Annotated in this window: 21 protein-coding genes; 13 read left to right on the forward strand and 8 right to left on the reverse strand. The window is 70.8% G+C overall.

Translation table 11 applies throughout. The annotated features are described in order from the left end of the window. Positions 1-35: 35 nt before the first annotated feature. Complete coding sequence (locus EV380_RS02890; protein WP_130449227.1) at positions 36-671, forward strand: ferritin-like fold-containing protein; 636 nt, start codon at positions 36-38, stop codon at positions 669-671. A gap of 71 nt (positions 672-742) precedes the next feature. On the opposite strand, the gene EV380_RS02895 is transcribed toward EV380_RS02890, so the two are convergent. Both EV380_RS02895 and EV380_RS02900 read right to left on the reverse strand, forming a co-directional pair. Next, positions 743-964, reverse strand: a complete 222-nt coding sequence (locus tag EV380_RS02895) for a DUF3107 domain-containing protein (protein WP_130449229.1) — start codon at positions 962-964, stop codon at positions 743-745. A gap of 14 nt (positions 965-978) precedes the next feature. Continuing rightward, complete coding sequence (locus EV380_RS02900; protein WP_102160158.1) at positions 979-1,560, reverse strand: TetR/AcrR family transcriptional regulator; 582 nt, start codon at positions 1,558-1,560, stop codon at positions 979-981. A 232-nt stretch (positions 1,561-1,792) separates the two neighbouring features. Here EV380_RS02900 and moeB point away from each other — a divergent pair, with 232 nt between their 5' ends. Continuing rightward, positions 1,793-2,998, forward strand: coding sequence for a molybdopterin-synthase adenylyltransferase MoeB (moeB, locus tag EV380_RS02905; RefSeq protein WP_130449231.1), 1,206 nt, complete (start codon positions 1,793-1,795; stop codon positions 2,996-2,998). Positions 2,999-3,007: 9 nt separating this feature from the next. Here the strand turns inward: moeB and EV380_RS02910 are convergent, their stop codons facing one another. Continuing rightward, entirely contained in the window at positions 3,008-4,366 is a 1,359-nt protein-coding gene (locus EV380_RS02910) for a glutamyl-tRNA reductase (protein WP_130449233.1), read from the reverse strand. A 149-nt stretch (positions 4,367-4,515) separates the two neighbouring features. On the opposite strand from EV380_RS02910, the gene hemE reads away from it, so the two are divergent. From hemE to hemL, 8 genes are read left to right on the forward strand one after another with little or no spacing between them, the layout of a single operon-like run. After that, positions 4,516-5,577, forward strand: a complete 1,062-nt coding sequence (hemE, locus tag EV380_RS02915) for a uroporphyrinogen decarboxylase (protein ID WP_130449235.1) — start codon at positions 4,516-4,518, stop codon at positions 5,575-5,577. 10 nt (positions 5,578-5,587) lie between these two features. After that, positions 5,588-7,018: a protoporphyrinogen oxidase gene (gene hemG, locus EV380_RS02920; RefSeq protein ID WP_242607482.1), complete on the forward strand. Its 1,431-nt coding sequence runs from the start codon at positions 5,588-5,590 to the stop codon at positions 7,016-7,018. A gap of 48 nt (positions 7,019-7,066) precedes the next feature. Continuing rightward, positions 7,067-7,774: a hydrogen peroxide-dependent heme synthase gene (gene hemQ, locus EV380_RS02925; RefSeq protein ID WP_102160134.1), complete on the forward strand. Its 708-nt coding sequence runs from the start codon at positions 7,067-7,069 to the stop codon at positions 7,772-7,774. Then, a complete protein-coding gene (locus EV380_RS02930; RefSeq protein WP_130449239.1) occupies positions 7,774-8,949 on the forward strand; it encodes a ferrochelatase in 1,176 nt (391 codons plus the stop codon). Before hemQ ends, EV380_RS02930 begins: the two co-directional genes overlap by 1 nt. Beyond that, positions 8,949-9,923, forward strand: coding sequence for a hydroxymethylbilane synthase (gene hemC, locus EV380_RS02935; RefSeq protein ID WP_130449242.1), 975 nt, complete (start codon positions 8,949-8,951; stop codon positions 9,921-9,923). The genes EV380_RS02930 and hemC overlap by 1 nt, the downstream gene beginning before the upstream one ends. 2 nt (positions 9,924-9,925) lie before the next feature. Next, complete coding sequence (locus EV380_RS02940; RefSeq protein WP_130449244.1) at positions 9,926-10,771, forward strand: uroporphyrinogen-III synthase; 846 nt, start codon at positions 9,926-9,928, stop codon at positions 10,769-10,771. A 49-nt stretch (positions 10,772-10,820) separates the two neighbouring features. Beyond that, on the forward strand, positions 10,821-11,804 hold the full coding sequence (gene hemB / locus EV380_RS02945; protein ID WP_130449246.1) for a porphobilinogen synthase: 984 nt from the start codon (positions 10,821-10,823) through the stop codon (positions 11,802-11,804). A 4-nt stretch (positions 11,805-11,808) separates the two neighbouring features. Next, positions 11,809-13,119, forward strand: a complete 1,311-nt coding sequence (gene hemL, locus EV380_RS02950) for a glutamate-1-semialdehyde 2,1-aminomutase (protein ID WP_130449248.1) — start codon at positions 11,809-11,811, stop codon at positions 13,117-13,119. A gap of 84 nt (positions 13,120-13,203) precedes the next feature. Here hemL and EV380_RS02955 read toward each other — a convergent pair whose 3' ends face one another. The 4 genes from EV380_RS02955 to EV380_RS02970 all read right to left on the reverse strand — a co-directional run bounded on the left by EV380_RS02955 (position 13,204) and on the right by EV380_RS02970 (position 16,677). Then, positions 13,204-14,043, reverse strand: coding sequence for a MetQ/NlpA family ABC transporter substrate-binding protein (locus EV380_RS02955; protein WP_130449250.1), 840 nt, complete (start codon positions 14,041-14,043; stop codon positions 13,204-13,206). Positions 14,044-14,151: 108 nt separating this feature from the next. Then, positions 14,152-14,832, reverse strand: a complete 681-nt coding sequence (locus tag EV380_RS02960) for a methionine ABC transporter permease (RefSeq protein ID WP_130449252.1) — start codon at positions 14,830-14,832, stop codon at positions 14,152-14,154. A gap of 3 nt (positions 14,833-14,835) precedes the next feature. Next, positions 14,836-15,825 (reverse strand): methionine ABC transporter ATP-binding protein, encoded by a 990-nt coding sequence (locus EV380_RS02965; protein ID WP_130449254.1) that lies wholly within the window; start codon positions 15,823-15,825, stop codon positions 14,836-14,838. 150 nt (positions 15,826-15,975) lie between these two features. Next, entirely contained in the window at positions 15,976-16,677 is a 702-nt protein-coding gene (locus tag EV380_RS02970; protein WP_242607483.1) for a 3'-5' exonuclease, read from the reverse strand. 100 nt (positions 16,678-16,777) lie between these two features. On the opposite strand from EV380_RS02970, the gene EV380_RS02975 reads away from it, so the two are divergent. Genes EV380_RS02975 through EV380_RS02985 form a run of 3 tightly spaced genes read left to right on the forward strand, consistent with a single transcriptional unit; the run spans position 16,778 to position 23,732 of the window. Further along, positions 16,778-17,188: an MGMT family protein gene (locus tag EV380_RS02975; protein ID WP_242607484.1), complete on the forward strand. Its 411-nt coding sequence runs from the start codon at positions 16,778-16,780 to the stop codon at positions 17,186-17,188. Further along, positions 17,185-20,370, forward strand: coding sequence for an ATP-dependent helicase (locus EV380_RS02980; RefSeq protein WP_130449256.1), 3,186 nt, complete (start codon positions 17,185-17,187; stop codon positions 20,368-20,370). The genes EV380_RS02975 and EV380_RS02980 overlap by 4 nt, the downstream gene beginning before the upstream one ends. A gap of 8 nt (positions 20,371-20,378) precedes the next feature. Then, on the forward strand, positions 20,379-23,732 hold the full coding sequence (locus EV380_RS02985) for an ATP-dependent helicase (protein WP_130449258.1): 3,354 nt from the start codon (positions 20,379-20,381) through the stop codon (positions 23,730-23,732). A gap of 24 nt (positions 23,733-23,756) precedes the next feature. Here the strand turns inward: EV380_RS02985 and EV380_RS16975 are convergent, their stop codons facing one another. Further along, entirely contained in the window at positions 23,757-25,226 is a 1,470-nt protein-coding gene (locus tag EV380_RS16975; RefSeq protein WP_130449260.1) for a phosphotransferase, read from the reverse strand. Positions 25,227-25,337 lie beyond the last annotated feature (111 nt).

Here is a 25,337-nt window from a genome sequence, read left to right on the forward strand (position 1 = left end):
AAAGACTAGCAATCAGCGCGTATAAGGTGGGGGCCATGACGCAGAAGCACGAGTCGACGAAGCTCGAACAGTCCCTGTACGGCCTCATGGCCTACCGCGAACTGACGACGTTCGAGAGGCTCTCCTCCGACGCCCGATTCTCACCGACGCTCGCGGACCGGGCCGCGCTCGCGAAGCTGGCCGTCACCGAGTACGGACACTTCGAGCTCGCGTGCGACGAGCTCACGGCGGCTGGCCGCGATCCCGAGGCCGTGATGGAGCCGTTCATGGAGATCATCGACGAGCTGCACGAGCGGACACGGCCGGGGGACTGGTACGAGTCGCTCATGAAGGCGTACGTGCTCGACGCCGTCTCCGCCGACTTCTACCGGGTCGCGGCCGAGCGGCTTTCCGAGCAGGCGCGGCTGCTCGCCCGGCGGATCCAGGAGCTCGACGAGCAGTCGGCGTGGCTGACCGAGCGCCTGCGTGCCGATATCGACGACGAGCGGCTGCGCTCGCGGCTCGCGCTGTGGGGGCGCCGGTTGCTCGGGGAGGCGTTGACGAAGGCGCGGTTCGTCCTCGACACCACCGACCTCGGCGCACTGTTCGGCGACGAGGAGCGCAAAGAGCTGTTCGCCGACCTGATCAGGAAGCACTCGCGGCGGATGGCGGCCCTGAAGCTGACGGCGTAGCGCGCAGAAAACGACGGCCCGCGGACCCGGCTGAGGAGCCGGATCCGCGGGCCGTCATCACGGGGCGGAGACTACTGGGCGAAACCGACCGGGCGCGGGGCCTCGGAGCCGATCTCGACGTAGCCGATGGTGGCCGTCGGGATGATCACCTGACGTCCTTTGGCATCGGTCAACGTCAGCAGACCGCCGGAGGCCAGGGCCTCCGACACGGTCTTCGCCACAGCGTCCGGGGCCTCGTCCGAGTCGACAACGACTTCGCGGCTAACATTCTGAATTCCGATGCGTACGTCCATGTTTACAACCTACTTCAGGATTCTTTGGGGAAACGACTGATTCCGCGCCAAGCTAAACGGGACACGAGATCGCTCGCGACGTCCTGTTCCACGTCATCGGCAACTTCGAGCCACGAGCGCGCGGCCACTTGGGCCATGCCCGACAGACTACGCCCCAGCAGCACCGCCTGCGCGTGAGGCAGGGACGTGTCGCCGGAGATGACGCCGGTGATCTCGTCCGCGATGCGCGCATTGAACGTCTCGAAGCGGTCGCTGACCTCTGGATCATTGAGGAGATCGGACTCGAAGATGAGCCGGTACGCCTGATGGTCGGCAGCGATGAAATCGAAATAGGTGCGGATCGCGGCGTTGACGCGCTCCTTGTTGTCGACCGTCGACTGGAGGGCCGTGACCATCGCGTCCGTGAGGATGCCCAGGTGGTGATCGAGGAGTGCCAGGTAAAGTTCGCGTTTGCCGGGGAAGTGCTGGTAGAGCACCGGCTTGCTGACCCGGGCGGTTTCCGCGATCTCGTCCATCGCGGCGCCGTGATAGCCGTGGACCACGAAAACCTGATGTGCGGCGTCCAGGAGCTGGGCCCGTCGCTGCTCGCGCGGCATGCGCGGAGCGCGCCGATCAGTCGGCCCGGCGTCGGAGCGCTGCCCCTCCGGAGCGTTGCGAACAGATCCCACGGGTGTGTGTTCCACGGGTGTCCCTCTTTCTGCCTCGTCCCCCAACGTGCAAGAAACACGCCGATCGGCCGGGGAATGACGACCGGCTCGGCGTGGCATTCAGTCTACGCGCCGAGGCCGCGGTGTTGGGGCCGCGCCCGGCGCGTCCTAGAGTTGAGCCATGGAGAACCCGCAGGACGCGCCCGCAACGTCAGCCCCGACCCCGCCCGGCCCGCTGGTCGAACCGGGCCCGGAGCTGACGGCGGATGAGCTGCGGCGCTACTCGCGTCACATCATCATCCCGGAGATCGGCGTGACCGGTCAGCGCCGCCTGAAGAACGCGAAGGTGCTCGTCATCGGCGCCGGTGGGCTGGGATCTCCTGCCCTGCTCTATCTCGCGGCGGCCGGCGTCGGAACGCTCGGCATCGTAGACGACGACGTCGTCGACGACTCCAACTTGCAGCGTCAGGTCATCCACACCACCTCGCGCATCGGCATGCCGAAGACGGAATCGGCGGCGAAGGCGGTCGCCGATCTCAACCCGGCGACCGACGTCGTCGTGCATGAAACGCGGCTGAGCTCGGAGAACGCGCTGGAGATCTTCTCCGGGTACGACCTGATCCTCGACGGCACCGACAACTTCGCCACGCGCTACCTCGTCAACGACGCGGCCGCGATTCTCTCCAAGCCCTACGTGTGGGGATCGATCCTGCGTTTCGACGGACAGGTCAGTGTGTTCTGGCGCGGTCACGGGCCCACCTACCGCGACCTGTACCCGGAGGCGCCGCCGGCCGGAACGGTGCCGTCGTGCGCGGAGGGCGGCGTGTTCGGCGTGCTGTGCGCGCAGATCGGATCCGTCATGGTCGCCGAGGCCATCAAGCTCATCACCGGCGCGGGCCGCCCGCTGCTCGGCCGCGTCCAGATCCTCGATTCGCTCGAGATGACCTGGCGGGAGATCCGCGTCCGGCCGGATCCGGAGCTCGTGCAGCCGACCGAGCTGCTGGCGGACTACGGCGCGTTCTGCGGAATCACCGTGCCCCCGGCCGACGAGGAGCCGCTCCCCGCCGTCGACGCGCGCGAACTCGCGGAGCTGTTGCGCCGGCGGGATGCGGGGGAGACGGACTTCCTGCTGATCGACGTGCGCGAGCCGGGCGAGGCTGAGATCGTCTCGATCGACGGTGCCCGCCTCGCCCCGCGCGGACTCGTGCTCGGCGGCGAGATCGATCTGCCGCGCGAGACGCCGCTGATCCTGCACTGCAAGTCCGGAGGGCGCTCGGGTGAGGTGCTGCGGCACCTGCGTTCCGAGGGGTACGACGACGTCCGCCACCTCGACGGCGGCATTCTCGGCTGGGTGCGCGACGTGGAACCGGGCAAGCCCGTCTACTGAGGGGGCGGGTCAGGCAGTGCGGTGGCGCGCGTGGACCGCGTCGTCCGGCATCGCTGCGGGCGCCGGAGCGGGGGCAGCCTGCGGCTTCTGACGCGGCGCTTTCTTGTTCGCCGCGGCGACGTCCGCCGTGGAGATGCCGAACAGATTCGACAGCGCGGTCTCGACCTCGTCCGAGCGGCCTTGGGCTGCCAGCTCTCGGGCCCTCACGGTCGGCTCGTGCAGCAGCTGGCGCATCATCCGACGCATTGCGAATTCGACCTCTTCGGCCGCCGCGGTGCAGCCGTGCTGGGCGCGCACCCGCTCGACCTCGGTCTCCAGGACCCGCTGGGTGTGTTTGCGGAGCGCGACGATCGCCGCGTCGGCGGACCGTTCGCGCTGTTCGGCGGCGAACTCGTCGGCGGCGGTGAGTACGATCTCCCGCGCCTCCTCGAGCGCGGCGGCCTGTTCGGCGGGGGCGGCCATGCGCACTGATTCGAGGGTCACGACATCGACGTGCTCGAGCTCCTCGAGCGAGACGTCGAAGTCGCGCGTCAGCGCCAGGTCGATGGCCACGAGCGGCGCGTCTCCCCGGCCGGTCTCGGCCAGATCCCCGGCGGTTAGCTTGTGGTCGCCGCCCGAGCAGCCGATGACGACGTCGGCGTCGCGCAGCGCGTCCGCCAGGGTCTCGTCCGTCAAGGCGGTCCCGCCGCGGGTGGCCACGAAGGCGGAGGCACGGCCCGAATTGGAGTACACGAAGACGTTGCCGGCGTGCCGCTGCTGCAGCAGGGACATCGTCGCGCCGGCGTAGGCGCCGGTCCCGAAGACGACGACGTTCTTCTCCGCCCAGGCGTCGTCGCGCAGGTCTTCGGCGAGGTCGAGGGCGACGGAGACGATGGAGAGGCCGCGCCCGCCGAGCGCGGTGCGCGAGCCGACGTCCTTGGCGGTGCGAGAGGCTGTCTGGAAGAGACGGACGAGAGGGCCGCTCGCGGTGCCCGACTCCTGCGCCTCGATAAGCGCGCGGCGCACCTGGCCGGCGATCTCGCGCTCGCCGATGACCGCCGAGTCGAGACCGGCGCCCACGGCGAAGAGGTGGTTGACGGCGTCTTTGCCGGTCAGCGTGGTGAGGGCGGAGGAGACGACCTGCTCGTCGAGGCCGGAGAGCTCGGCGATCTCGGAAATGACGGTCGAGCGCGTCGCCTCGATGTCCTCCTCGGAGCGGGCCTCGGCATAGACCTCGTAGCGATTGCAAGTAGCGAGGACGACGGCACCGCTCACCGGTCCGGTCCCGTCGAGCGCGCCGGAAGCGACCTCGGACGCGCCGGCGCTCAGCCGGGCAACGGTTTCGAGGTCGACGTCGGAATGCGAGGCTACGAGCGAAACAAAAACCACAGTGCTCCCATGGTATCGCCACCTGTCGCTAAGGTTGCCCTAAGAACGCCGGTCCCGGCACCCCTCGCGGCACGTGGCGTTCGCCACGAAGCGGCGCGCTGGTGGGGCGCTAATTAGCGCAAAGCATGCCCGGTTGGCAGAATTGCCCCATGACCCTGAGCCCCAGCCACCCGTTGATGGATGGCCGAACCGCAGAATCCCCGCTGATCTCCGCCTACCGGGGCGTCAAGCCGTCCCGGCGCCCCGTGTGGTTCATGCGCCAGGCCGGCCGCTCGCTGCCCGAATACCGGAAGGCGAGGGAGGGGACCGGCATGCTCGAGTCGTGCCTGCTGCCCGAACTGGCCTCCGAGATCACCCTGCAGCCCGTGCGCCGCCACGACGTGGACGCCGGCATCTTCTTCTCCGACATCGTCATCCCGCTCAAGCTCGCAGGTGTCGGCGTCGACATCGTCTCCGGTGTCGGGCCCGTGCTCGATTCCCCGGTGCGCACAGCGGCCGACGTCGCAGCCCTGCCGACGCTCGAGGATTCCGCGCTCGATCCGATCCGCGAGGCCGTCGCGCTCACGGTCGCCGAACTCGGTTCGACGCCGCTTATCGGTTTCGCGGGGGCACCGTTCACCCTGGCGGCCTACATGGTGGAGGGGCGCCCGTCGCGCGACCACATGGGCCCGCGCAGCATGATGCACGCGGACCCGGAGACCTGGCAGGCGCTCGCCGGCTGGGCCGCCGACGTCTCCGGGCAGTTCCTCCGCGCCCAGATCGAGGCCGGCGCCTCGGCCGGCCAGCTCTTCGACTCGTGGGCCGGCAGCCTGGGCCGCGCGGACTACGAACGCTTCGTCGCCCCGGCCTCCGCCCGCGCCCTCGACGGCGTGCGCGGTCTCGGCGCCCCGCTCGTGCACTTCGGCACCGGCACCTCCGAAATCTTGCAGCCGATGCGCGACGTGGGCGTCGACGTCGTCGGCGTGGACTACCGCCTGCCGCTCGACGAGGCGAACCGCCGGCTCGGCGGCGGCGTCCCGCTGCAGGGCAACATCGACCCGGCACTGCTCACCGCGCCCTGGGAGGTGCTCGAGGCCCACGTTCGCGCGGTCGTCGAGGCCGGATCCGCGGCGCCGGGCCACGTCGTGAACCTGGGTCACGGCGTGCCGCCGACGACGGACCCGGAGGTCCTGACCCGGGTCGTCTCCCTCATCCACTCCATCGAGCCGTAGGCTGCACATCGTGAAAACCTCCGCCCGCGCACCCCGCCCGGCCGCCGCCGTCGTCGGTGGTGGCATCTCCGGCCTGATCGCCGCGCGCGAACTGGCCGTGGCCGGATTCACCGTGACCGTGCTGGAGGCCTCCGACGCCTTCGGCGGCTGCGTCGCGGCCCACGACGTCGCGGGACTGCGGCTCGACGCCGGCGCCGAGTCTTTCGCGACCCGCAGCACCGCCGTCGTCGACCTGCTCGAGGACCTGGGGCTGGACGGCGACGTCGTCTACCCGGCCGGATCGGGCGCGTGGCTGCAGGCGGCCTCCGGCGCGCGGCCCCTGCCGCAGACCGGCATCCTGGGCATCCCCGGCGACCCCATGGCCGACGACGTCCGTGCTGTCATCGGCCACGCCGCGGCCCTGCGCGCCGCGGCAGACTTCGCCCGGCCCGTGAACCGTTCGCTGACCGAGGGCGACATGAGCCTCGGCGAGCTCGTCCGCCACCGTATGGGCCACACCGTGCTCGATGAGCTCGTCACCCCGGTCGTCTCCGGCGTTCACTCCGCGGACCCCGACACGCTCGACGTCGACGCCGTGGCCCCCGGGCTGCGCGCCGCTGTCGTCGAGCACGGATCGCTCGCTCGCGCCGTCTCCGCGCTGCGCGCCGCGGCACCGGCCGGGTCCGCCGTCGGCGGGATCGCCGGCGGCATGCACCGGCTCACCGCCGCGCTCGTCGAGGAACTCGCCGACCGCGGCGCCGACCTGCGGCTCGGCACGCGCGTGACGCGCATCGGCCGGAACGACGACGGCTACACCCTCTCCATCGGGGAGCCGGACGAGGCCGTGACCGCGAACCGCGTGGTCGTCGCCACGGATGGCCCGGCCGCCGTCGACCTGATTTCCCAACTCGATCCGGACTTGGCCGTGTACCGGCCGGAGCCGGGGGCCGGGGTCTCGCTCGTCACGCTCGTCGTCGACCGGCCGGAGCTCGACGGCGAGGGCGCCGCGGGCGGGCCGCGCGGCAGCGGGGTCCTCGTCTCGAGCGACGCCGACGGCATCGTCGCGAAGGCGCTGACGCACGCCACCAGCAAGTGGGCGTGGCTCGCCGACGAGGCCGGGCCCGGGACCCACGTGCTGCGCCTGTCCTACGGGCGCCTGTCCGAGGAGAAGGCACGTATCGCCGACTCCGACGACGCGACCCTCTACTCGACGGCGCTCTCCGACGCTGCGGCGCTGCTCGGCGTCGAGGTCGCCGAGCAGGACGTCCTCGGCTGGGACGTCGTGCGCTACACGGGCGCCCTGCCGTACGCCACGACCGGGCACAAGCAGCGCGTGACCGATTTCCGTGCGGCCCTCTCCGCGTTCCCATCCCTGGACGCCGTGGGCGGCTGGCTCTCCGGCACGGGCCTCGCCGCCGTCGTCGCCGACACCCGAGCGCGGACCCGCATCAGCGTGAGCTAGCCCCATCCCCGAGAACTCACCACCGATTTCCCCCTAGAAAGAGGCACCATGAGCGAGAACCGTTCGAACAGCCCCGTGCTCGCGGACCGCGAGCGCGAGGGCGATACCCTGCACTTCACCCTCTGGACGGTCTTCAAGCGTGACTCCGACCTGGACCGCTCCGAGGGCGTCGCCGCCTTCGGGGCCCTCGTCGAGGAGCTCGCCGCCGACGGCGTCACCCTGCGCGGCACCTACGACGTCTCGGGCATGCGCGCCGACGCCGACGTCATGGTGTGGCTGCACGGGCCTTCCGCCGAGGACCTGCAGGCGGCCGTGCGCAAGATCCGCCGCACCTACCTGTTCGCCGAGACCTCCATCGTGTGGTCGGGCATGGGCGTGCACCGCGAGGCCGAGTTCGCCAAGACCCACTCGCCGGCTTTCGCCCGCGGCGTCGAGTCGAAGGAGTGGATGACCATCTACCCGTTCGTCCGCTCGTACGACTGGTACCTGCTGGACCCGGCGGAGCGCGGCAAGATGCTGCGCGACCACGGCATCCTCGGCCGCGACTTCCCGGAGATCAGCGCCAACACGGTCGCCGCGTTCGCGCTCGGCGACTACGAGTGGATGATCTGCCTCGAGGCACCGGTCCTGATCGACCTCGTCGACATGATGCGCCACCTGCGCTACACCGACGCCCGCAACCACGTGCGTGAGGAAGTTCCGTTCTACACGGGCAAGATGATCGGATTCGAGCAGGTCGCGGAGGTGCTGCGCTGATGAGCCGGGTAGCTGAAGAAACGACAGCCGGGGCCCAGGGCCTCGGCTTCGACGCGATCCTGCTCGCCTCCTTCGGCGGGCCGGAGGGCCAGGACGACGTCATCCCGTTCCTGCGCAACGTCACCGCCGGCCGCGGCATCCCGGACGAGCGGCTCGAAGAAGTCGCGACCCACTACCGGGCCAACGGCGGCGTGAGCCCCATCAACGAGCAGAACCGCGACCTGCTCGCAGCCCTCGAGGGCGAGATCGCCGCCCGCGACTGGCACCTGCCGCTGTACTGGGGCAACCGCAACTGGGACCCCTACATCCCCGAGGCGCTGCAGCAGATGCACGACGACGGCCACCGCCGGGTGCTCATGCTCGTCACGAGCGCGTACGCCGGCTACTCCAGCTGCTGCCAGTACCGCGAGGACATCGACAAGGGCCTCGAGTCCACTGGGCTCGGCGACAGCCTCGAGATCGTGAAAATCCCGCAGTTCTTCCACGACCGCGCCTTCATCGCCCCGTTCCAGGAGGCCCTCGCTGCCGGTATCGAGGACGTCCGGGCCCAGCTGGCGGCGAAGGGCGAGCCCGACGCGCAGCCGAAGATCGTCTTCGTCACCCACTCGATCCCCACGGCGATCGCCGAGGCGCAGGGGCCGGACCATGTGAAGGAGGAGTACGGCACGGACGCCTACTCCGCACAGCACGAGGCCGTCGCCCGCACCCTCATGCGCACGGTGCCGGCAGCCGCCGGCCTCGAGCACACTCTGGTCTTCCAGTCCCGCTCCGGCGCCCCGAGCACTCCGTGGCTCGAGCCGGACATCAACGACGCCATCGAGGAGTACGCCGAGGCGGGCACCCGCGGCGTCGTCGTCATGCCGATCGGGTTCGTCTCCGATCACATGGAGGTCAAGTGGGACCTCGACACCGAGGCGAAGGACACCGCCGCCGAGCTCGGCCTCGCGTTCCACCGCGCGCCGACGCCCGGGACGCACGCGGCGTTCGTTTCCGGTCTCGTCGACATCGTCGCCGGCCACCTGGCGGGCGCCAAACCGAAGCAGGCCGACGGCCAGCAGGTCCCGGGGCAGTGGGGTGACATCTGCTGCGTGACCGGTTGCCGGCCCCGTCTGACGGCGCGCTCGGCCGCCTCCCGTCCCGGCACGCCCACCGCGGCGCCGTCGTCCGAATCCTGATGAGCAGCTTCACCGTCGGCACGCGCGGATCCGCGCTCGCGACGACCCAGACCGGGCACGTCGCGGACGCGCTCGCTTCGCTCTCCGGCCTGACGCCGCAGACGATCCTCGTCAAGACCGAGGGCGACGTCACGTCCGGGCCACTCGCGCAGCTGGGCGGCACCGGTGTCTTCGCCGCCGCCCTGCGCGTCGCCCTGCTCGAGGGCCGCTGCGACCTGGCCGTGCACTCGCTCAAGGACCTGCCCACGGCCCAGCCCGAGGCACTCGTGCTCGCGGCGATGCCCGAGCGCGTGGACGTGCGCGACGCGCTCTGCGCGCGCGACGGGCTCACGCTGGCGGCGCTGCCGGCCGGAGCGACGATCGGCACGGGCTCGCCGCGTCGCGCGGCCCAGCTCAAGTACGCCCGTCCCGACGTCGACATCGTGGACATCCGCGGCAACGTGGGCACGCGGCTGGGCCGCGTGAAGGGTTCTCCCGAGCAGGCAGACGACGGAGGCGTGGGCCGGGTCGCCCAGCGTGATCTGGACGCCGTCGTACTGGCCGCCGCCGGGTTGCGGCGACTGGGCCTGCAAGAGCACGTCACCGAGTATCTGGATCCGTCCGTCATGCTGCCCGCCCCCGGGCAGGGCACGCTCGCGGTGGAGTGCCGGCCGGAGACGGTCGCCGACCCCGGCTCGCCGCTGGCGGCGGCGCTCGCCGCGCTCGACGACGACGCGACCCGCCTGGCCGTCACGAGCGAGCGCGGGCTGCTCGCCCGGCTCGAGGCTGGTTGTGCGGCGCCCATCGGCGCACTGGCCAGCGTCGACGGTGAGCTGCTGACGCTTGACGCGGTCGTGTGCGCGCAGGACGGGTCCGACGTGATCCGCCGCTCCGCGTCGACCCGCGACCTCACCGACGACGGCGCCCGTGCCCTGGGCGTGCAGCTCGCCGAGTTGCTGCTGCGCGAGGGCGCGGCCGATCTGGCCGGGCTCTAGCCGTGGGTCGGGGCGCGTCGCTCGCCGGACGGACCGCGCTGCTGCTGCGCGCCCCGGAGAGGGCCGCGCGCACGGTCGAGGCGCTGGCCGCGCGCGGGGCGCGCACGGTGCTGTGCCCGCTCATCGACTTCGAGCTGCCGGCCGACACCACGGAGCTCGACGCGGGCGTGCGCCGGCTCGTCTCCGGCGGTTACGACTGGATCGTGCTGACGTCGATCACGACGATCCGCGCGCTCAAACAGCGGGCGGGCCAGCTCGGTCTCGAGCTGACCGTCCCGGCCGCGACGCGGCTGGCCGCCGTCGGCGAGGCCTCGGCGCGTGCGGCGCGCACCGAGGGGTTGCGCGTGGACTTCGTGCCCGCGGACCAGTCGGCCGTCGGGCTCGTCGCCGAGCTCTCCCTCACCGGGGGAGAGCGGGTGTTCCTGCCACAGGCCGACATCGCCGCCGAGACGCTCGCGGCCGGGCTGAACGAGCGCGGGGCGAGCTGCGACGTCGTCGTGGCGTACCGGACCGTGGACTCGCCGGCTGCGCCGCACCGGCGGCTGACGGCTGCGGTCGACGTCGGGCAGGGGACGCGCCCAGCCGATGCCGAGGTCTGGGAGCCGGCACGGCTGGCCGGGGACCTGGACCAGATCGACGCCGTGCTCTTCACGTCGCCGAGCATCGCCCGAGCCTTCGCATCCGTCGCGGGCACGGGGCTCGCCGGCATCGCGGTCGCGATCGGCGAGTCGACGCGTGCCGAACTCGAGAACCTCGGTTTCGCCCGGATCGTCACGTCGGCCGAACCGACGCCGGCGTCGATGGCCGACGCCTGGGAATCGGCGCTCCGCCACGGACCGGAACATTAGAACTACGGTAGGTGCGGGTCCACCCGCACGCGAACCACGAGGAGAAGACATGAGCTTTCCAGCCAACCGGCCGCGCCGGATGCGCACGAGCCCCGCGATGCGCAGGCTCACCGCCGAGACGACGCTTGCGCCGGCGCAGCTGATCCTGCCCGCCTTCGTGCGCGAGGGCCTGACGCACCCGAACCCGATCCAGTCCATGCCCGGCGTCGTCCAGCACACGCCGGACACACTGAAGCGTGCGGCCGCCGAGGCCGTCGAGCTCGGGCTCGGCGGCATCATGCTCTTCGGCATCCCCGCCGAGCGCGATGCCACGGGCACGGCGGGCACCGACCCCGACGGCGTGCTGAACCGGGCGATCCGCGACGTGCGCGCCGAGGTCGGCGACGAGCTCATCGTCATGAGCGACGTGTGCCTCGACGAGTTCACCGACCACGGGCACTGCGGCGTCTTGGACGACGCGGGCCGCGTGGACAACGACGCCACGCTGGAGATCTATGCCGAGATGGCCGTGTGCCAGGCCGAGGCCGGAGCGCACGTGCTCGGCCCGTCCGGCATGATGGACGGCCAAGTCGCCGTCGTCCGGCAGGCGCTCGACGACGCCAGGCACCAGGACACCGCGATCCTCGCCTACGCCGCGAAGTACGCGTCCGCCTTCTACGGCCCGTTCCGCGAGGCCGTGGACTCTCAGCTGAGAGGAGATCGCCGGACCTACCAGATGGATGCCGCGAACCGCCGCGAGGCGGTGTACGAGGTCGAACTCGACCTCGCCGAGGGGGCCGACATGGTGATGGTCAAACCGGCGATGAGCTACCTCGACATCCTCTCCGACGTCGCGGAGATGTCGCCCGTGCCGGTCTCCGCCTACCAGATCTCCGGCGAGTACGCGATGATCGAAGCAGCCGCCGCGAACGGCTGGATCGACCGCCGCGCCGCCATCACCGAATCCGTGCTGGGCATCCGCCGCGCCGGCGCAGACACCGTGCTGACCTACTGGGCCGCCGAGCTCGCCGGTTGGCTGAAGGAAGGAAAGTAACCCCATGACCGTCTCCGAGGATCTCTTCGAACGCGCCCGCACCCTGATGCCGGGCGGCGTGAACTCGCCTGTCCGCGCCTTCGGGTCCGTGGGCGGCAGCCCCCGCTTCATGGTCGCCTCCGACGGCCCCTACCTGACCGACGCCGACGGCAAGCAGTACGTCGACCTGGTCTGCTCGTGGGGGCCGATGCTGCTCGGGCACAAGCACCCGGCCGTGCAGGAGGCCGTGCACGCCGCTGTCGACCGCGGCCTGTCCTTCGGGGCGTCCACGCCGGACGAGTCCGCCCTGGCCGAGCTCGTGATGCAGCGGTTCGGCGGCGTGGACCGCCTGCGCATGGTCTCCACGGGCACCGAGGCCACCATGACTGCGGTCCGCCTGGCCCGCGGCTACACGGGCCGTGACCTCATCGTGAAGTTCGCCGGCTGCTACCACGGGCACCTCGACTCCCTGCTCGCCTCTGCGGGCTCCGGCGTCGCGACGATGGCGCTGCCGGGTTCTGCCGGCGTCACCGCGGCCACGGCGGCCGAGACCCTCGTGGTCCCCTACAACGACCGCGCGGCCGTCGAGGCCGTCTTCGCCGAGCACGGGGACAACATCGCCGCGATCATCACCGAGTCCGCCCCGGCCAACATGGGCGTCGTGACTCCGGGGGAGGGCTTCAACAAGTTCCTGCTCGACACCGCGCACGCGCACGGCGCGCTGCTCATCGTCGACGAGGTCCTCACGGGCTTCCGGGCCTCAGACGCCGGCTACTGGGGCCTCTCGGGCCGTGTCGAGGGCTGGACTCCCGACCTCTACACGTTCGGCAAGGTCATCGGCGGCGGGCTGCCGACGGCGGGCCTCGGCGGCCGCGCCGACGTCATGGACCGCCTGGCCCCGACCGGGCCGGTCTACCAGGCGGGCACGCTGTCGGGGAACCCGGTCGCGATGGCCGCCGGCGTCGCGACACTGACCCACGCCACGCCCGAGGTCTATGCGCACATCGACGCGCTGAGCCTCGAGCTGCAGAAGGCCGTTTCTGCGGCGCTGAACGCCGAGGGCGTAGACCACTCCATCCAGACCGCGGGCAATCTCTTCTCGGTCGCCTTCGGCACGAGCGAGCGCGGCGTGCACGACTACGCCGACGCGCAGGCCCAGGAGGCCTTCCGCTACGCGCCGTTCTTCCACTCCATGCTGGAGTCGGGTGCCTACCTGGCGCCGAGCGTGTTCGAGGCCTGGTTCCTCTCCGCCGCGCACGACGACGCCGCCATGCAGCGCGTCTACGACGCGCTTCCCGCAGCGGCCAAGGCGGCCGCCGCCGCGACGCCCGCCTGACGCTCGACCCCGCGTACGACGACGGCGCGGCGACCTTCCCATCGGAAGGTCGCCGCGCCGTCGTCGTGCTGGCGCCTGAAGCGGCTATTCGGCGTCGGTGGCCGTCACGTCGCCGTCGGGCCAGGAGTCCTTGATGTACTGCTTGACCTCATCGGACTGCATGATCTCCTCGAGGGCCTCGATGGCCTCCGTGGACTCACCGGCGCGCCAGACCAGGAAGTTGGCGTACTGGTTGTCGGCGGAGACATCCTCCAGCAGCAGGGCGTCGGCGGTCTTCATGCCGGCCTGCAGCAGGTAGTTGCCGTTGAGGATCGCCAGGTCGACCTTCGGGTCGCCGGAGATCTGGACGAGGACCTCGGGCTGGTTCTCTTCGAACTCCAGGCCCTTCGGGTTCTGCTCGTCCGTGATGGACAGCGCGGTGGTCTCGTCGTCGATGTCCTGGACGAGGCCGGCCTCTTCGAGGAGGCGGAGGCCGCGGATCTGGTTGGCGGGATCGTTGGTGATCGCCACGACGCCGCCGTCGGGGATGTCCTCGACGGAGTCGTGCTTCGAGAACGCGGCGTAGGGCTCGATGTGAACGCCGGCGCCGTGCTCGAACTCGTAGCCCTTGGTGGCCATCTGGTCCTCGAGCCACGGCAGGTGCTGGTAGTAGTTCACGTCGATGCTGCCTTCGTCGAGCGCGATGTTCGGCGTCTGGTAGTCGTCGAACTCCTTGATCTCGAGGTCGATGCCGGCATCGGCGGCGAGGTTCTCGTCGACGTATTCGAGGATTTGCGCGTGGGGGACCGGAACGGCGCCGATCTCGATAATCGTGTTGCCGTCCGCGTTCACGTTTTCTTCGTCGCCGGGGGTGTCTCCACCGCAAGCCGTCAGCGCGAAGAGGGCGACAGCGCCGGTTGCGGCGAGCGAGAGCTTCTTACGCATAGTCTGCGCATCCTTTTCTTTTCGGCCCGCCGGTTACCGGGCGGGCAGATGGTGCAGCCGGCGGCTACCAGCTGCAGGCCGCCACGCGAAGATGGCGGAAAATCGGGGTCAGCGGTGGTCGACCTTCCGGGTCAACCAATCGCCCGTGGCCTGAACCAGCTGGACGATGATGACGATCACGACGAGGGTGGCGACCATGACTTGGCTGTCGAAGCGCTGGAAGCCGTAGTTGTAGGCGAGGCGCCCCAGGCCGCCTCCGCCGATGATCCCGGCCATGGCCGAGTAGCCGATGACGATGACGACCATCGTCGTGATGCCGGCCATGATGCCGGGCAGCGCCTCCGGCAGCATGATCTTGCGCACGACCTGGAAGCGGGTCGAGCCCATGACGAGCGCAGCATCGATCTTTCCGGAGTGGATGTCGCGCAAGGCCGTCTCGACGAGGCGGGCGAAGAACGGCACGGTGCCGATCGTGAGGGAAACGCACGCGGCGTAGGGCCCGATGCCCGTGCCCACGATCCACTTCGTGAACGGGATGAGGGTGAGCATCAGGATCGCGTAGGGGATCGAGCGGGTGATGTTGACGATGATCGCCGAAAGTACGACATTGACCCAGCGCACGGGGGCCAGCCCGCCCCGCGCCGTCACGAACAGGACGACGCCGAGCGGGATGCCGATGATGATCGTGGCGACGGAGGCGAGGACCATCATGATCAGGGTCTCGGCGATCGCGGTGGGCATCGCGTCGGTGATGCCGGGGTTCTCGAGGAGTGAGGTCAACCAATCCATGGGTCAGGCCTCCTTGACGGACACGGCGATGCCGGAAGCGGTCAGGTGTGCGGTCACGGCGGCGATATCGGCGTCGGACGGGAGGTGGATGCGCAGGTGCGCGAACTGCGCCCCGCCGAGGTCCTCGACGGAGCCGGCCAACACGTTGACGTCGAGGTCGAATGTGCGCGCGAGCGTCGAGATCACGGGTTCGACGGCGTCGGCCCCGGAGTAGAGCAGATCCATGATCGTCCCGGGCGGCAGGTCCTTCGGCATCTCGCCCGGCAGCGGCAGCAGGGCGTGCGAGAGCCGGCCGTCGATGTCGGCGACGACCTGCGAGATCGGGCCGTGCTCGACGATCTTGCCGGCCTCGAGCAGGGACACCGAATCGCAGGCCCTCTTCACGACGCCCATCTCGTGGGTGATGATCAGGACGGTGATCTGCAGACGGTCGCGGACATCCTTGATCAGCGCGAGGATCTCGTCGGTGGTCTTGGGGTCCAGCGCGCTCGTCGGCTCGTCGCACAGGAGCACGTCGGGGTCCGTGGCGAGGGCGCGGGCGATGCCGACGCGCTGCTTCTGGCCGCCGGAGAGCTGGGACGGGTAGGCACCCGCGAACTGGGTGAGACCGACGATCTCGAGCAGGCTCGCGACCTTCTCCTGGATCCGCGCCTTGCTCGTGCCCACGAGCTCGAGGGGGTACGCGACGTTCTCAGCCGTGGTCCGGGAGTCGAAGAGGTTCGCGTGCTGGAAAACCATGCCGATCTTGCGTCGGGCGGACAGCAGCTCCCGGTCGCTGACGCCGGCGAGCTCGCGCCCGTCGACGGCCACGGAGCCCGAGGTCGGGCGGTCCAGGAGTGTCAGGCAGCGGACCAGGGTGGACTTACCGGCGCCGGAGTGGCCGATGATGCCGTGGATGTGTCCTTTGGCCACGCTGAGGGACACGCCGTCGAGCGCCACGACTTCGCGGCTGCCCTGGCGGTACACCTTGCGCAGATCGGTGATGGTGATCAAATGAACCCTCGAAAGTAGGAAAAACGTATCGTTCCATTGAATCATTCACTATCGCGGGTGCATGACGCACGACGTAACCAACCGGGTTCTGACGGGCCGAGGGTGCACAAGTGTGTGGTACCTAACGCCCCGTGGCGACGCTCGGGCGGTTCAGAAGGCCGGTTTGAGCGGCCACGTACCGTCGACGAGGGCCTCAGGGGACTTGCGGCGCAGAAACTCCTGGAAGTTCGCGGCCCACGCCTGCTGCCAGTTCACCTGGGCTGCGTGCAGCTCGAACGGGTCGATCCGCACCTCCGCATAGCGGGACGCGATCGCGTCGGCGACGCCGATGGTCGCCGCCGCGTCTGCGAGCGAGGTGTGCGCATTGTTCAGCGGCACCTGGTAGAACTCGGCCATGGCCTCGAGCGTGCGCTTGCCGCGGCGGTACTTGTCGACGTGGCGGTCGATCACGAGCGGGTCGATGACCGGCGCCGGCGCCAGAGGTTCGACCCCGTAACGCGCGGCCTCACGGCTCAGAAGGGTGAAATCGTAGGCGGCGTTGAACGCCATGACGGGCATCGTGGCGAACAAATCGCGGAGGTGGGCGGTGATCTCGGCCACCGCGGACGCGGCGTCCTGACCCTCGGCACGGGCCTTCGCGGTCGTGATTCCATGCACCGCCGCGGCGCCTTCCGGGATCTCGACGCCGGGATCGACGAGCCACTCGTTGTGGTGCACGATTTCGCTTTTGCCGTTGACCACGATGACCGACGCGGTCACGATGCGCGCCGTCTCGGGGTCCGTGCCCGTCGTCTCGAGATCGAATGCCGCGCGGGGCAGCTCGTTCCACGTCATGCTTGCCGTCTGAGTCATGCGTCAACGGTACCCGCGCCCGCTCGCGGAATGGGAAACGAACCGTGGCGCGGCCGGTGATGTCGGGCACCGGCAATCGGCGAACGACTAGGCTGAAACGGTGGCTGGACAGTTGATTGACGCGATCTACGAGGTGGTGGCGATGGTGCCCGCGGGCCGCGCGCTCGCGTACGGCGATGTCGCCGAGCTGCTCGGTGCCGGCGGCCCGCGTCAGGTAGGAGCGGCGATGGCGGCCAGCACCGGCTTGGAACTGCCGTGGTGGCGGATCGTCCGGGCCGACGGGTCGCTGCCGGCCGATCTCGCCGCGCGGGCCGAGCCGTATTGGCGCGCCGAGGGCCAGCCGCTCAAGGCGACCGAACCGCCGCGCCTGCGCTTCCCTCAGGCCCGCTGGCAGCCCGATGATGCCGAGTTCGCCGCGCTCGACGCGATCGCGGCTTTCCTCGCCCGGAGCCATTCTGCGGGTGCCGTGGGTTTGACTGCTGGCACGGACACCGAAGGGAGCGAGCGATGACGAGCCAGACGGCCACGGCGCCGCCGGAACTCAGCGCAGCCCAGCGCCGGATCGCCGGACTCCGCGCCGGGCACGGCCCCACCCTCGTCCTCGGCGCGCCCGGGACGGGCAAGACGACGGCGCTGCTGGCAGCGGTGGCCGCGCGCCTGGGTTTCGCTCCGGGCGTCCACGCCGACCTCGAGCCCGAGCAGTTGCTGGTCCTCACGTCGGCACGCTCGCACGCGTCGCGGCTGCGCGACGCTCTCTCGACAATGGTCGACGTGACCTTCTCCGAGCCGGCGGTCCGGACGTGGTCGTCCTACGCATTCGACCTGATCCGTCGCGCCCGCATCGGCGGCTACCTGCCCGCGCTCCAGCGCCCGCCCCGACTGCTGTCGGGACCGGAGCAGGACGCCCTCATCGGCCAGATCCTCGACGGCCACGCGGCGGGCCTGCCGTCTGCTCCGGACTGGCCTGCAGCACTCGGCGAGGCCGTCAGCACCCGGGGCTTTCGCGATCAACTGCGCGAGCTCTTCGATCGCCTGGCCGAACACGGGCTCGAGCCGGCCGACCTGCAGGAGATCGGCGCGCGCCACCTCGTTCCCGAATGGGAGGCCGCCGCGCTCGTCTACCAGGAGTATCGAGACCTGCTCGATCTCGGTAACGCCGAAGCGTTCGACCCGGCCGGTCTGATCAGCAGCGCCGCCGGCCTGCTCGAGGCGAACGCCGAGCTGCTCGACCAGGAGCAGCAGCGACTGCGGCTCCTCGTGGTCGACGATCTGCAGGAGGCCAACCCGGCGCAGTACCGGCTCCTCTCCGTCCTCGGGCGGGGGCGGGACGTATTGGCCTTCGCCGCGCCGGACTCCGTCGTTCAGGGCTTCCGCGGCGCCCGTCCCGACTTCCTGAGTCGCATCGACGCCCATCTCGGAGACACGACGCGATGGACGCTCGAAGAGTCGTTCCGCCTGCCCCGGGCCATCGCAGAGGCGTGGGGCAGAGTCGCCCGGCGCATCCCCGTCTCCGCCGGTCGAGACGGCCGCTCCCTGGTCCTGCCCGACGCCGAATCTCGCGCCGGCCGCGTCTCGGGGCACCTCGTCGACAGCCCGGTGCACGAAATGCGCTACGTCGCGCACCGGATCCTGGAAGAGCACCTCATGTCCGGCCGGCCGCTCGGCGACATCGCCGTCATCGTCCGCCATGGCGGTCTCGTCCGGAATATCGCCCGCCACCTGACCCAGCAGGGAATCGCCGTCAGCGTCCCCCCGGCGGAGGTGCCGCTCAAGGACGAACCCGCCGTGCACCCGCTCGTCACCCTCCTGAGCCTCGCCCAAGCGGACGGCCCGCCGGAGGAAGCCGACGTCGTCGAGCAGCTGCTCACCTCCCGATACGGCCAGGCGACGGCGCTCGATGTCCGGCGGCTGCGGCAGCAGCTGCGCCGCGCGGAGTACACCGCAGGCGGTCGGCGGACGAGTTCCGAACTGCTGTGCGCGCTGCTCGCCCCCGAAGCGGACGCCACGGCACTCGAGGGGTTCGGCCGCGAGGCCGCGGGCGCCCGCCGCATCGTCCGCATGCTCGCGGCCGCCCGCCGTCACCTCGCCGCCGACGAGGCCAACGCGGAGACGGCCCTCTGGTCCCTCTGGGAGGCCTCCGGGCTGGAGAAGGCGTGGTCTGGGGCCGCGCTCGCCGGGGGCAGTGCCGGCCACCGCGCGGACCTCGACCTCGACGCGCTGCTCGCGCTCTTCCAGGCGGCGGAGCGCTTCATCGACCAGTTGCCCGGATCCACGGTGGGCCAGTTCGTCGACCACATCTCCTCGCAGGAGCTGCCGATGGACTCCCTCGCCGGCAGGGGCAGCACCGCCGAAGCCGTGGCCGTGTTGACCCCGGCGGCCGCCGTCGGACGGGAGTGGGGTCTCGTGCTGATCCCTGGACTGCAGGAAGGCATCTGGCCCAACACCCGGCTGCGCGGCGAACTGCTCAAGACCGGGACGCTGACCGCCATCGTCGAAGACGGGCCCGAGGCCGCCGCTCAGCGCGATGCCGCCGCGCGTGTGCGCGCCGTGCGCGCCGACGAGTTCCGCAGCTTCGCAGCGGCAGCCTCCCGTGCCCGCGAGGAGCTCGTCTGCATCGGGGTGCTCTCCGCCGACGAGCAGCCGTCCGCGCTGCTCGACTACATCGACCCCGTGCCGGACGGCGGCGAACGGGAGGTCACCGAAGTGCCTCGCCCGCGCACTCTCGCCGCCCTTGTCGCGCACCTTCGCCGCACGGCGGAGGAGGAGCTCGACGGCGGAGATCCGGCGGTGGCGCGCGAGGCCGGCGTCGTCCTGGCCCACCTTGCGCACGCCGGCATCCGCGGGGCGCATCCGGACACCTGGTGGGGGCTCGTCCCGCCGACCAGCACCGGGCCCGTGGCCCCCGAGGATCAGACCGTGGCGGTCTCGCCCTCCCGCGTTCAGGCGGTCCTCGAGTCTCCGCTGAACTGGTTCGTCCAAGCTGCCGGGGGAGAGGCCGCCGTGGACTTCGCCCGCAGTCTGGGCACGCTCGTGCACGCGATCGCCGAGGACATGCCCGAGGCGACCGGCGACCAGTACCGTGCCGAGCTCGACAAGCGCTGGCCCGAGCTCGACCTGCCCTCGGGCTGGGAGACGGAGAAGGACCGCGAACGGGCCGAGGAGATGCTGCGAAAACTCGCTCTCTACGGCATCGAGATGCGCAAGAACGGGCGCCGGCTCGTCGGCCAGGAGGTCGGGTTCAGCGTCGAGGTCACGGACGGGAGCCGGAAGGCGCTCGTACGCGGCATCATCGACCGGGTGGAGGTCGGCGAGGACGGGCGACCCTACGTCGTCGACCTGAAGACCGGCAAGACCAAACCGAGCGCCGGCGAGGTCGACCGGCACCCCCAGCTAGGCACCTACCAGGCGGCGATCCTCGCTGGCGCGCTCGGCGACTCGCTGCAACTTGCCGGCCGGCCGGCCGGCGCCGCCCTCGTCCAACTGGGAGACGGGACTAAATCGATGCGGCCGCAGGAACAGCCGGCGATCGGGGACGATGACTGGGCGACGCCGCTCGTGCTCGAGGCCGCCGGGCTCATGGGCGCAGCCGACTTCCTGGCCCGGCACGACCCGTCGAAGGGGCGGGCCGCGCCCTGCCGGCTGCCCGGCCTCTGCCCGCTCTGCGACGAAGGACGACAGGTGACACAGCCGTGAGAGACCACATGAGCGCCGAGACCGCCGTCCGCTTCACACCGGAGGAACTTGCCGCGCAGCTCAGCCCGTTCGCGCCGACGGAACAGCAGTCGGCCATCATCTCCTCGCCCCTCGAACCGATGCTCGTCGTCGCGGGCGCGGGCTCGGGCAAGACCGCGACCATGGCGGACCGGGTCGTCTGGCTTGTCGCCAACAATCTGGTGCGCCCGGACCAGATCCTCGGCGTGACCTTCACCCGCAAGGCCGCCGGCGAGCTCGCTCACCGGATCCGGGGCCAGCTGCTCAAGCTGGAGGAGCGGGGGCTGCTCGCGGACGGGCTCGAGGAGCTCGGCGAACCCACCGTCTCGACGTACCACTCGTACGCGAACTCGCTCGTCGCCGACCACGGAATGCGCATCGGGATCGAACCCGACGCTGAACTCCTCGGCAGCGCCCAGACCTGGCAGCTGGCGGACAGCATCGTGCAGGACTACGACGGCGACGCCGCCGAGTTGCAGGGGGCGCGGTCCACCCTAACCGACGCCGTCGTCCAGTTCGCCTCCGAATGCGCCGAACACCTGGTCACTCCCGCCGAAGCGATCGAGCATCTGACGGGTCTCATCGAGCGGCTCGACGCCCTTCCGTACATGGCCGGGAAGGAGAAGGATCGTTCGCAGGCGGCCCAGAAGCTGATGGGCATGCTCTCCACGCGCGTGGCCGTCGCCCGTCTGGCCGAGCGGTACGCGGAGGCCAAGCGGGCGCGGTCGGTGCTCGACTACGGGGATCTCGTCGCGCTCGCGGCCCGGATCGCCCGCGACGTCGAGGCTGCCCGCGTCGAGGAACGCGAGCGCTTCAAGGTCGTCCTGCTGGACGAGTTCCAGGACACCTCGCACGCGCAGATGGTGCTCTTCTCTTCGCTCTTCGGTGACGGGCACGCGGTCACCGCGGTGGGGGACCCCAACCAGTCCATCTACGGCTTCCGCGGAGCCTCCGCCGGCCAGCTCTTCCGGTTCCCGACCGAGTTCCCGCGTCTCGAGCCGGGGACCGGGGAGCGCGGCCCCGCAGCCGTCGCCCAGCTGACGACCGCGTGGCGGAACTCGCGAAACATTCTGCGGGCTGCCAACGCGGTCGCCGCACCGCTCCTGCTCGAGGCGTCGCGCAGCGGCGGGGTCACGGTCGAACAGCTCGAGCCCAGCCCGGCCGCCGGGGCCGGCGGGGTCGAGCTGGCCCGTCTCGGATCCAGCAGCGAGGAGATCGAATGGCTGGCCGGGCGCCTGCTCTCGGCGCGCGCCGAGCTACGGGCCGAGCAGTCTTCCGGTCAGGGCCCGACGCCCAGCGCGGCGGCGCTCTTCCGGACCAGGGGGCAGCTGGCGGAGATGGCAGCGGCGCTCGAGGCCCGCGGAGTCCCCTATGAAATCGTCGGCCTCTCGGGGCTGCTCGCGCTGCCGGAAGTCGTCGATCTGACGGCGACGCTGCGCGTGCTCGTGGACCCGAACCGATCGGATGCGCTGCTGCGCCTCATCGCCGGCGCGCGCTGGCGTCTCGGACCGGCCGACCTGCTCGCGTTCGCGGACTGGTCGAAGGCCCTCGAGGCGCGGCGCGCCAGAGCGCTGGACGGCGAGGAATCGACCCCGACGCCCGAACTGTCCGACGCGGCCAGCCTCGTCGAGGCTCTCGACCAGCTGCCGCCACCGGGCTGGTCGAGCCGGAACGGTCGCAGTCTCAGCGTCGCCGCGCGTGAGCGGCTCGCACGGCTCGCCGAGGAGGTCCGCTACCTGCGGACGTTCGTCGACGACGACCTGCTCACCCTGATCAACGAGGTCGAACGGGCGATGGGCCTCGATCTCGAGCTGGCCGCAAAACCGCGGCAGAGCATCCACGCGGCCCGGCGGCACCTCGACGCCTTCGCCGACGTCGCGGCGACCTACGCCCGCAGCTCCGGCGGCTCCTCGCTGACCGGCTTCCTCGCGTGGCTCGACGCGGCCGCCGAGCAGGAGAACGGGCTCGAGATCCCCCAGAGCGAATCCGATCCGGACGCCGTCCAACTGTTGACCATCCACGCGTCCAAGGGCCTCGAGTGGGACATCGTCGCCGTCGCCGGCCTCGACGATGGCGTCTTCCCGAGCTCGCGGGACAACCGCTGGACCACGGGGCACGACTCGCTGCCGTGGCCGCTGCGCGGGGACCGGCACGACCTCCCGCAATGGGACACGGATCAGCCGGACCTCAAGACCGTCCTCGACGCGGAGAAGGCGTTCAAGGAGGACGTCCAGGCCCACGGCGAACTCGAGGAGCGCCGCCTCGCCTACGTGGCCCTCACTCGCGCCCGGCATCTGCTCGTGTGCTCCGGATCCGTGTGGTTCGGCAGCCGGAGCAAGCCCGTCGATGTCTCTCCGTTCCTGCGGGATCTGCTCCCGCTGGCCGACGAAGCGGACTCCCCGGCCACCGTCCCCGTCTGGTGCGACGACGACGCGGCCCCGGCCGAGAACCCGTACCGCGAGGACCCCACGGAGGCACGCTGGCCCTTCGACCCGCTCGCGGGCCCGCAGATTTTCCGCGGCGGCAGCGAGAGCCCGCCCAGCGGGAGCCGGCGCCCGGCGCTCGAGGCAAGTGCCGCCGTCGTGCGGGAGGCGCTGGCCGGCCTGCGCCGCGGCGAGGACGCGGCCCCCTCCACCGCGGAAGGGCACGCCTGGCTGGACGAGGCGCGGCTGTTGCTGGCCAAGAAGAGGCAGGACGAGGAGCCGAAGCGGTACGAGGCGCCGACCCACGTGCGTGCCTCGCTATTCGTCGACCTCGCGACCGAACGCGAAGAGGTGCTCGCGCAAATGCGGCGCCCCGTGCCGCGGAGGCCGGGCGTCGCCGCGCGCAAGGGCACCGCCTTCCACGCGTGGGTCGAGGAGCGATTCGGCTCCACGGGCATGCTCGAGCTGGAGGAATGGGTCGGCACCGCCGACGCGCATATCGACGACGCCTACGAATTGGAGGAGATGAAGCGGGCGTTCCTCGAATCGGAGTGGGCCGAGCGGCAGCCGGCGTTCGTCGAGGTCCCCTTCGAGACCAACGTGGGCCCTGTCAACGTCCGCGGCCGCATCGACGCGGTGTTCAGCGAGCGCGACGCGGGCGGGCACGAGCGGTGGACCCTCGTCGACTGGAAGACCGGGCGCGTGCCCGTTGGCCGGGACGCAGAGGCCAAAGCGATTCAGCTCGCTGTCTACCGGCTCGGATTTGCGCGCCTGCACGGGGTCGATGTGGAGCGAGTGGACGCTGCGTTCTTCTACGTCGGGCAGGGGCGGACGCTCCGCCCGGGGCGGCTCGCGGGGGAGGACGAGCTCGTCGACCTCATCGAAGGCGCGTTGGGCGACACGGACGCCTCGACGCGCTGAGCACGGCCGGGGCGACGGAGCGTGTCAGTCCTTGTCGTCCTTCGCGGGCAGCTGGATGAACGGGATGGCAGAGGTCGGGACCTCGTCTGGTGTCCGGTCCTCCTCGCTGCTGATGCTGTCCTCGCCGTCAAGTTCGTCCTGCTCGGACTCTTCGTCCACGGGCGCGGAGCCGGTGGAATCCGCAGGCTTCTCGGGGCTGGAGGGTTCGGCAGCGTCGGCCGGTGACGACGCGGGGGCCTCGTCCGCCAGTGTGGAAGCCGGGGCATCACTCGTTGCGGGTTCCGGCGCCGCGGACTCCGCGACCGCGGCGAAAGAAGCGGAGGTAAGCGGCTCTCGCCCCCGGCTCGCCGGCGTTTCGTCGTCGTCCGGTACATCGTCGAGCACGACGACGGCCGGGTGAGCCGGCTTCTCGACGGTCACGGCCGGCTCCTCGTCCTCATCGGAGGAACCCTCTGCAGAGGGCTTCGGTTCGTCGGCCTCGCGGCGGTCGGCGTCTTCGGCGTCGGGGCCGCCGTTCGCATCCTCGTCGGTGTCCCCTGCGCCGAAGCGCGGCTGGTCGATGACGCTGATGGGCTGGCCGCCGTATTCGGCGATGTCTTCGTCCAGGTCCGCGAGCATCTGTTCGGCCTCGGCGATGCGCTCGGGGTCTTCCACCGAGACGGCCTTCACCAGCCACTGCGCGAGGGCGAACTCGGCGGACAGAGCGGCACGGCGCATGAGGTGCGGGTCGGCTTTGTCGCCGCGCTCACCCACGTAGGCCTCGAAGACGGCGTCGCTGAACGACTGCTCGTGGGCGGCAGCCAGCCACGCGAGATCGTCAGAGGGGTCGCCGATGTGCAGGTCCGTCCAGCCCGTGACGGCGGTGACGTCGGCGCCGTCGAGCAGCAGGTTTTCTTCGTGCAGGTCGCCGTGAACGACCGTCGGATTGAATCGCCACAGGCTGACGTCCTCGAGCGCGTGCTCCCAGCGGCGCAGCAGGCGCGACGGGATCTTGCCCGTCGTCGCCGCCTGGTCGAGGGCGTTGAGGCGACGCTGACGGAATTCCTCCGCCGAGTACATCGGCAGATCCGCGCGGTCGACGACCTCTTTCGGCAGGCCGTGCACGACGGCGATCGTCCGGCCCACGCTCGCGGCCGCGTTCCCGCCGGCCGCTACGAGATCGTCGAGCGGCATGTTCCGACCGTCGAGATGGTTGTAGACGAACGTGCGCAGGCTGCCCTGGCGGACCGTTCCGGCCACCGAGGGGATGCGGAACGGCAGGCTCGCGCGAACCGCGGGTGTGAACGACCGCAGGGCGGCCAGCTCGGACTCGAGGCGCATGCTGGCCTCGTCGTGGCGCGGGGCGCGGACGCGCCACTCATTCTGCTGAGCATCCCGGACCAGCGCCGAATCGAAGTCATCAGCATCGTCGGCCAGGGCCCCCACCCCGACCGGAGTCAGCCCGGGGACGGCGGCCGTGGCGATGGCGGCGAGTTCCATGGGAGAGCGTTTCACCCCTCCACCGTATGCGGGACGGGCGGGAGCACGGGCGAAGCCGGCGGCGAGTCGTCAACCATGAAATTAACTGAGAGTGTCCGCGCGGCGTCCACATCGGCGAAGGCCTCC

Origin of the sequence: Zhihengliuella halotolerans (assembly GCF_004217565.1) — a bacterium.
GTDB lineage: Bacteria > Actinomycetota > Actinomycetes > Actinomycetales > Micrococcaceae > Zhihengliuella > Zhihengliuella halotolerans.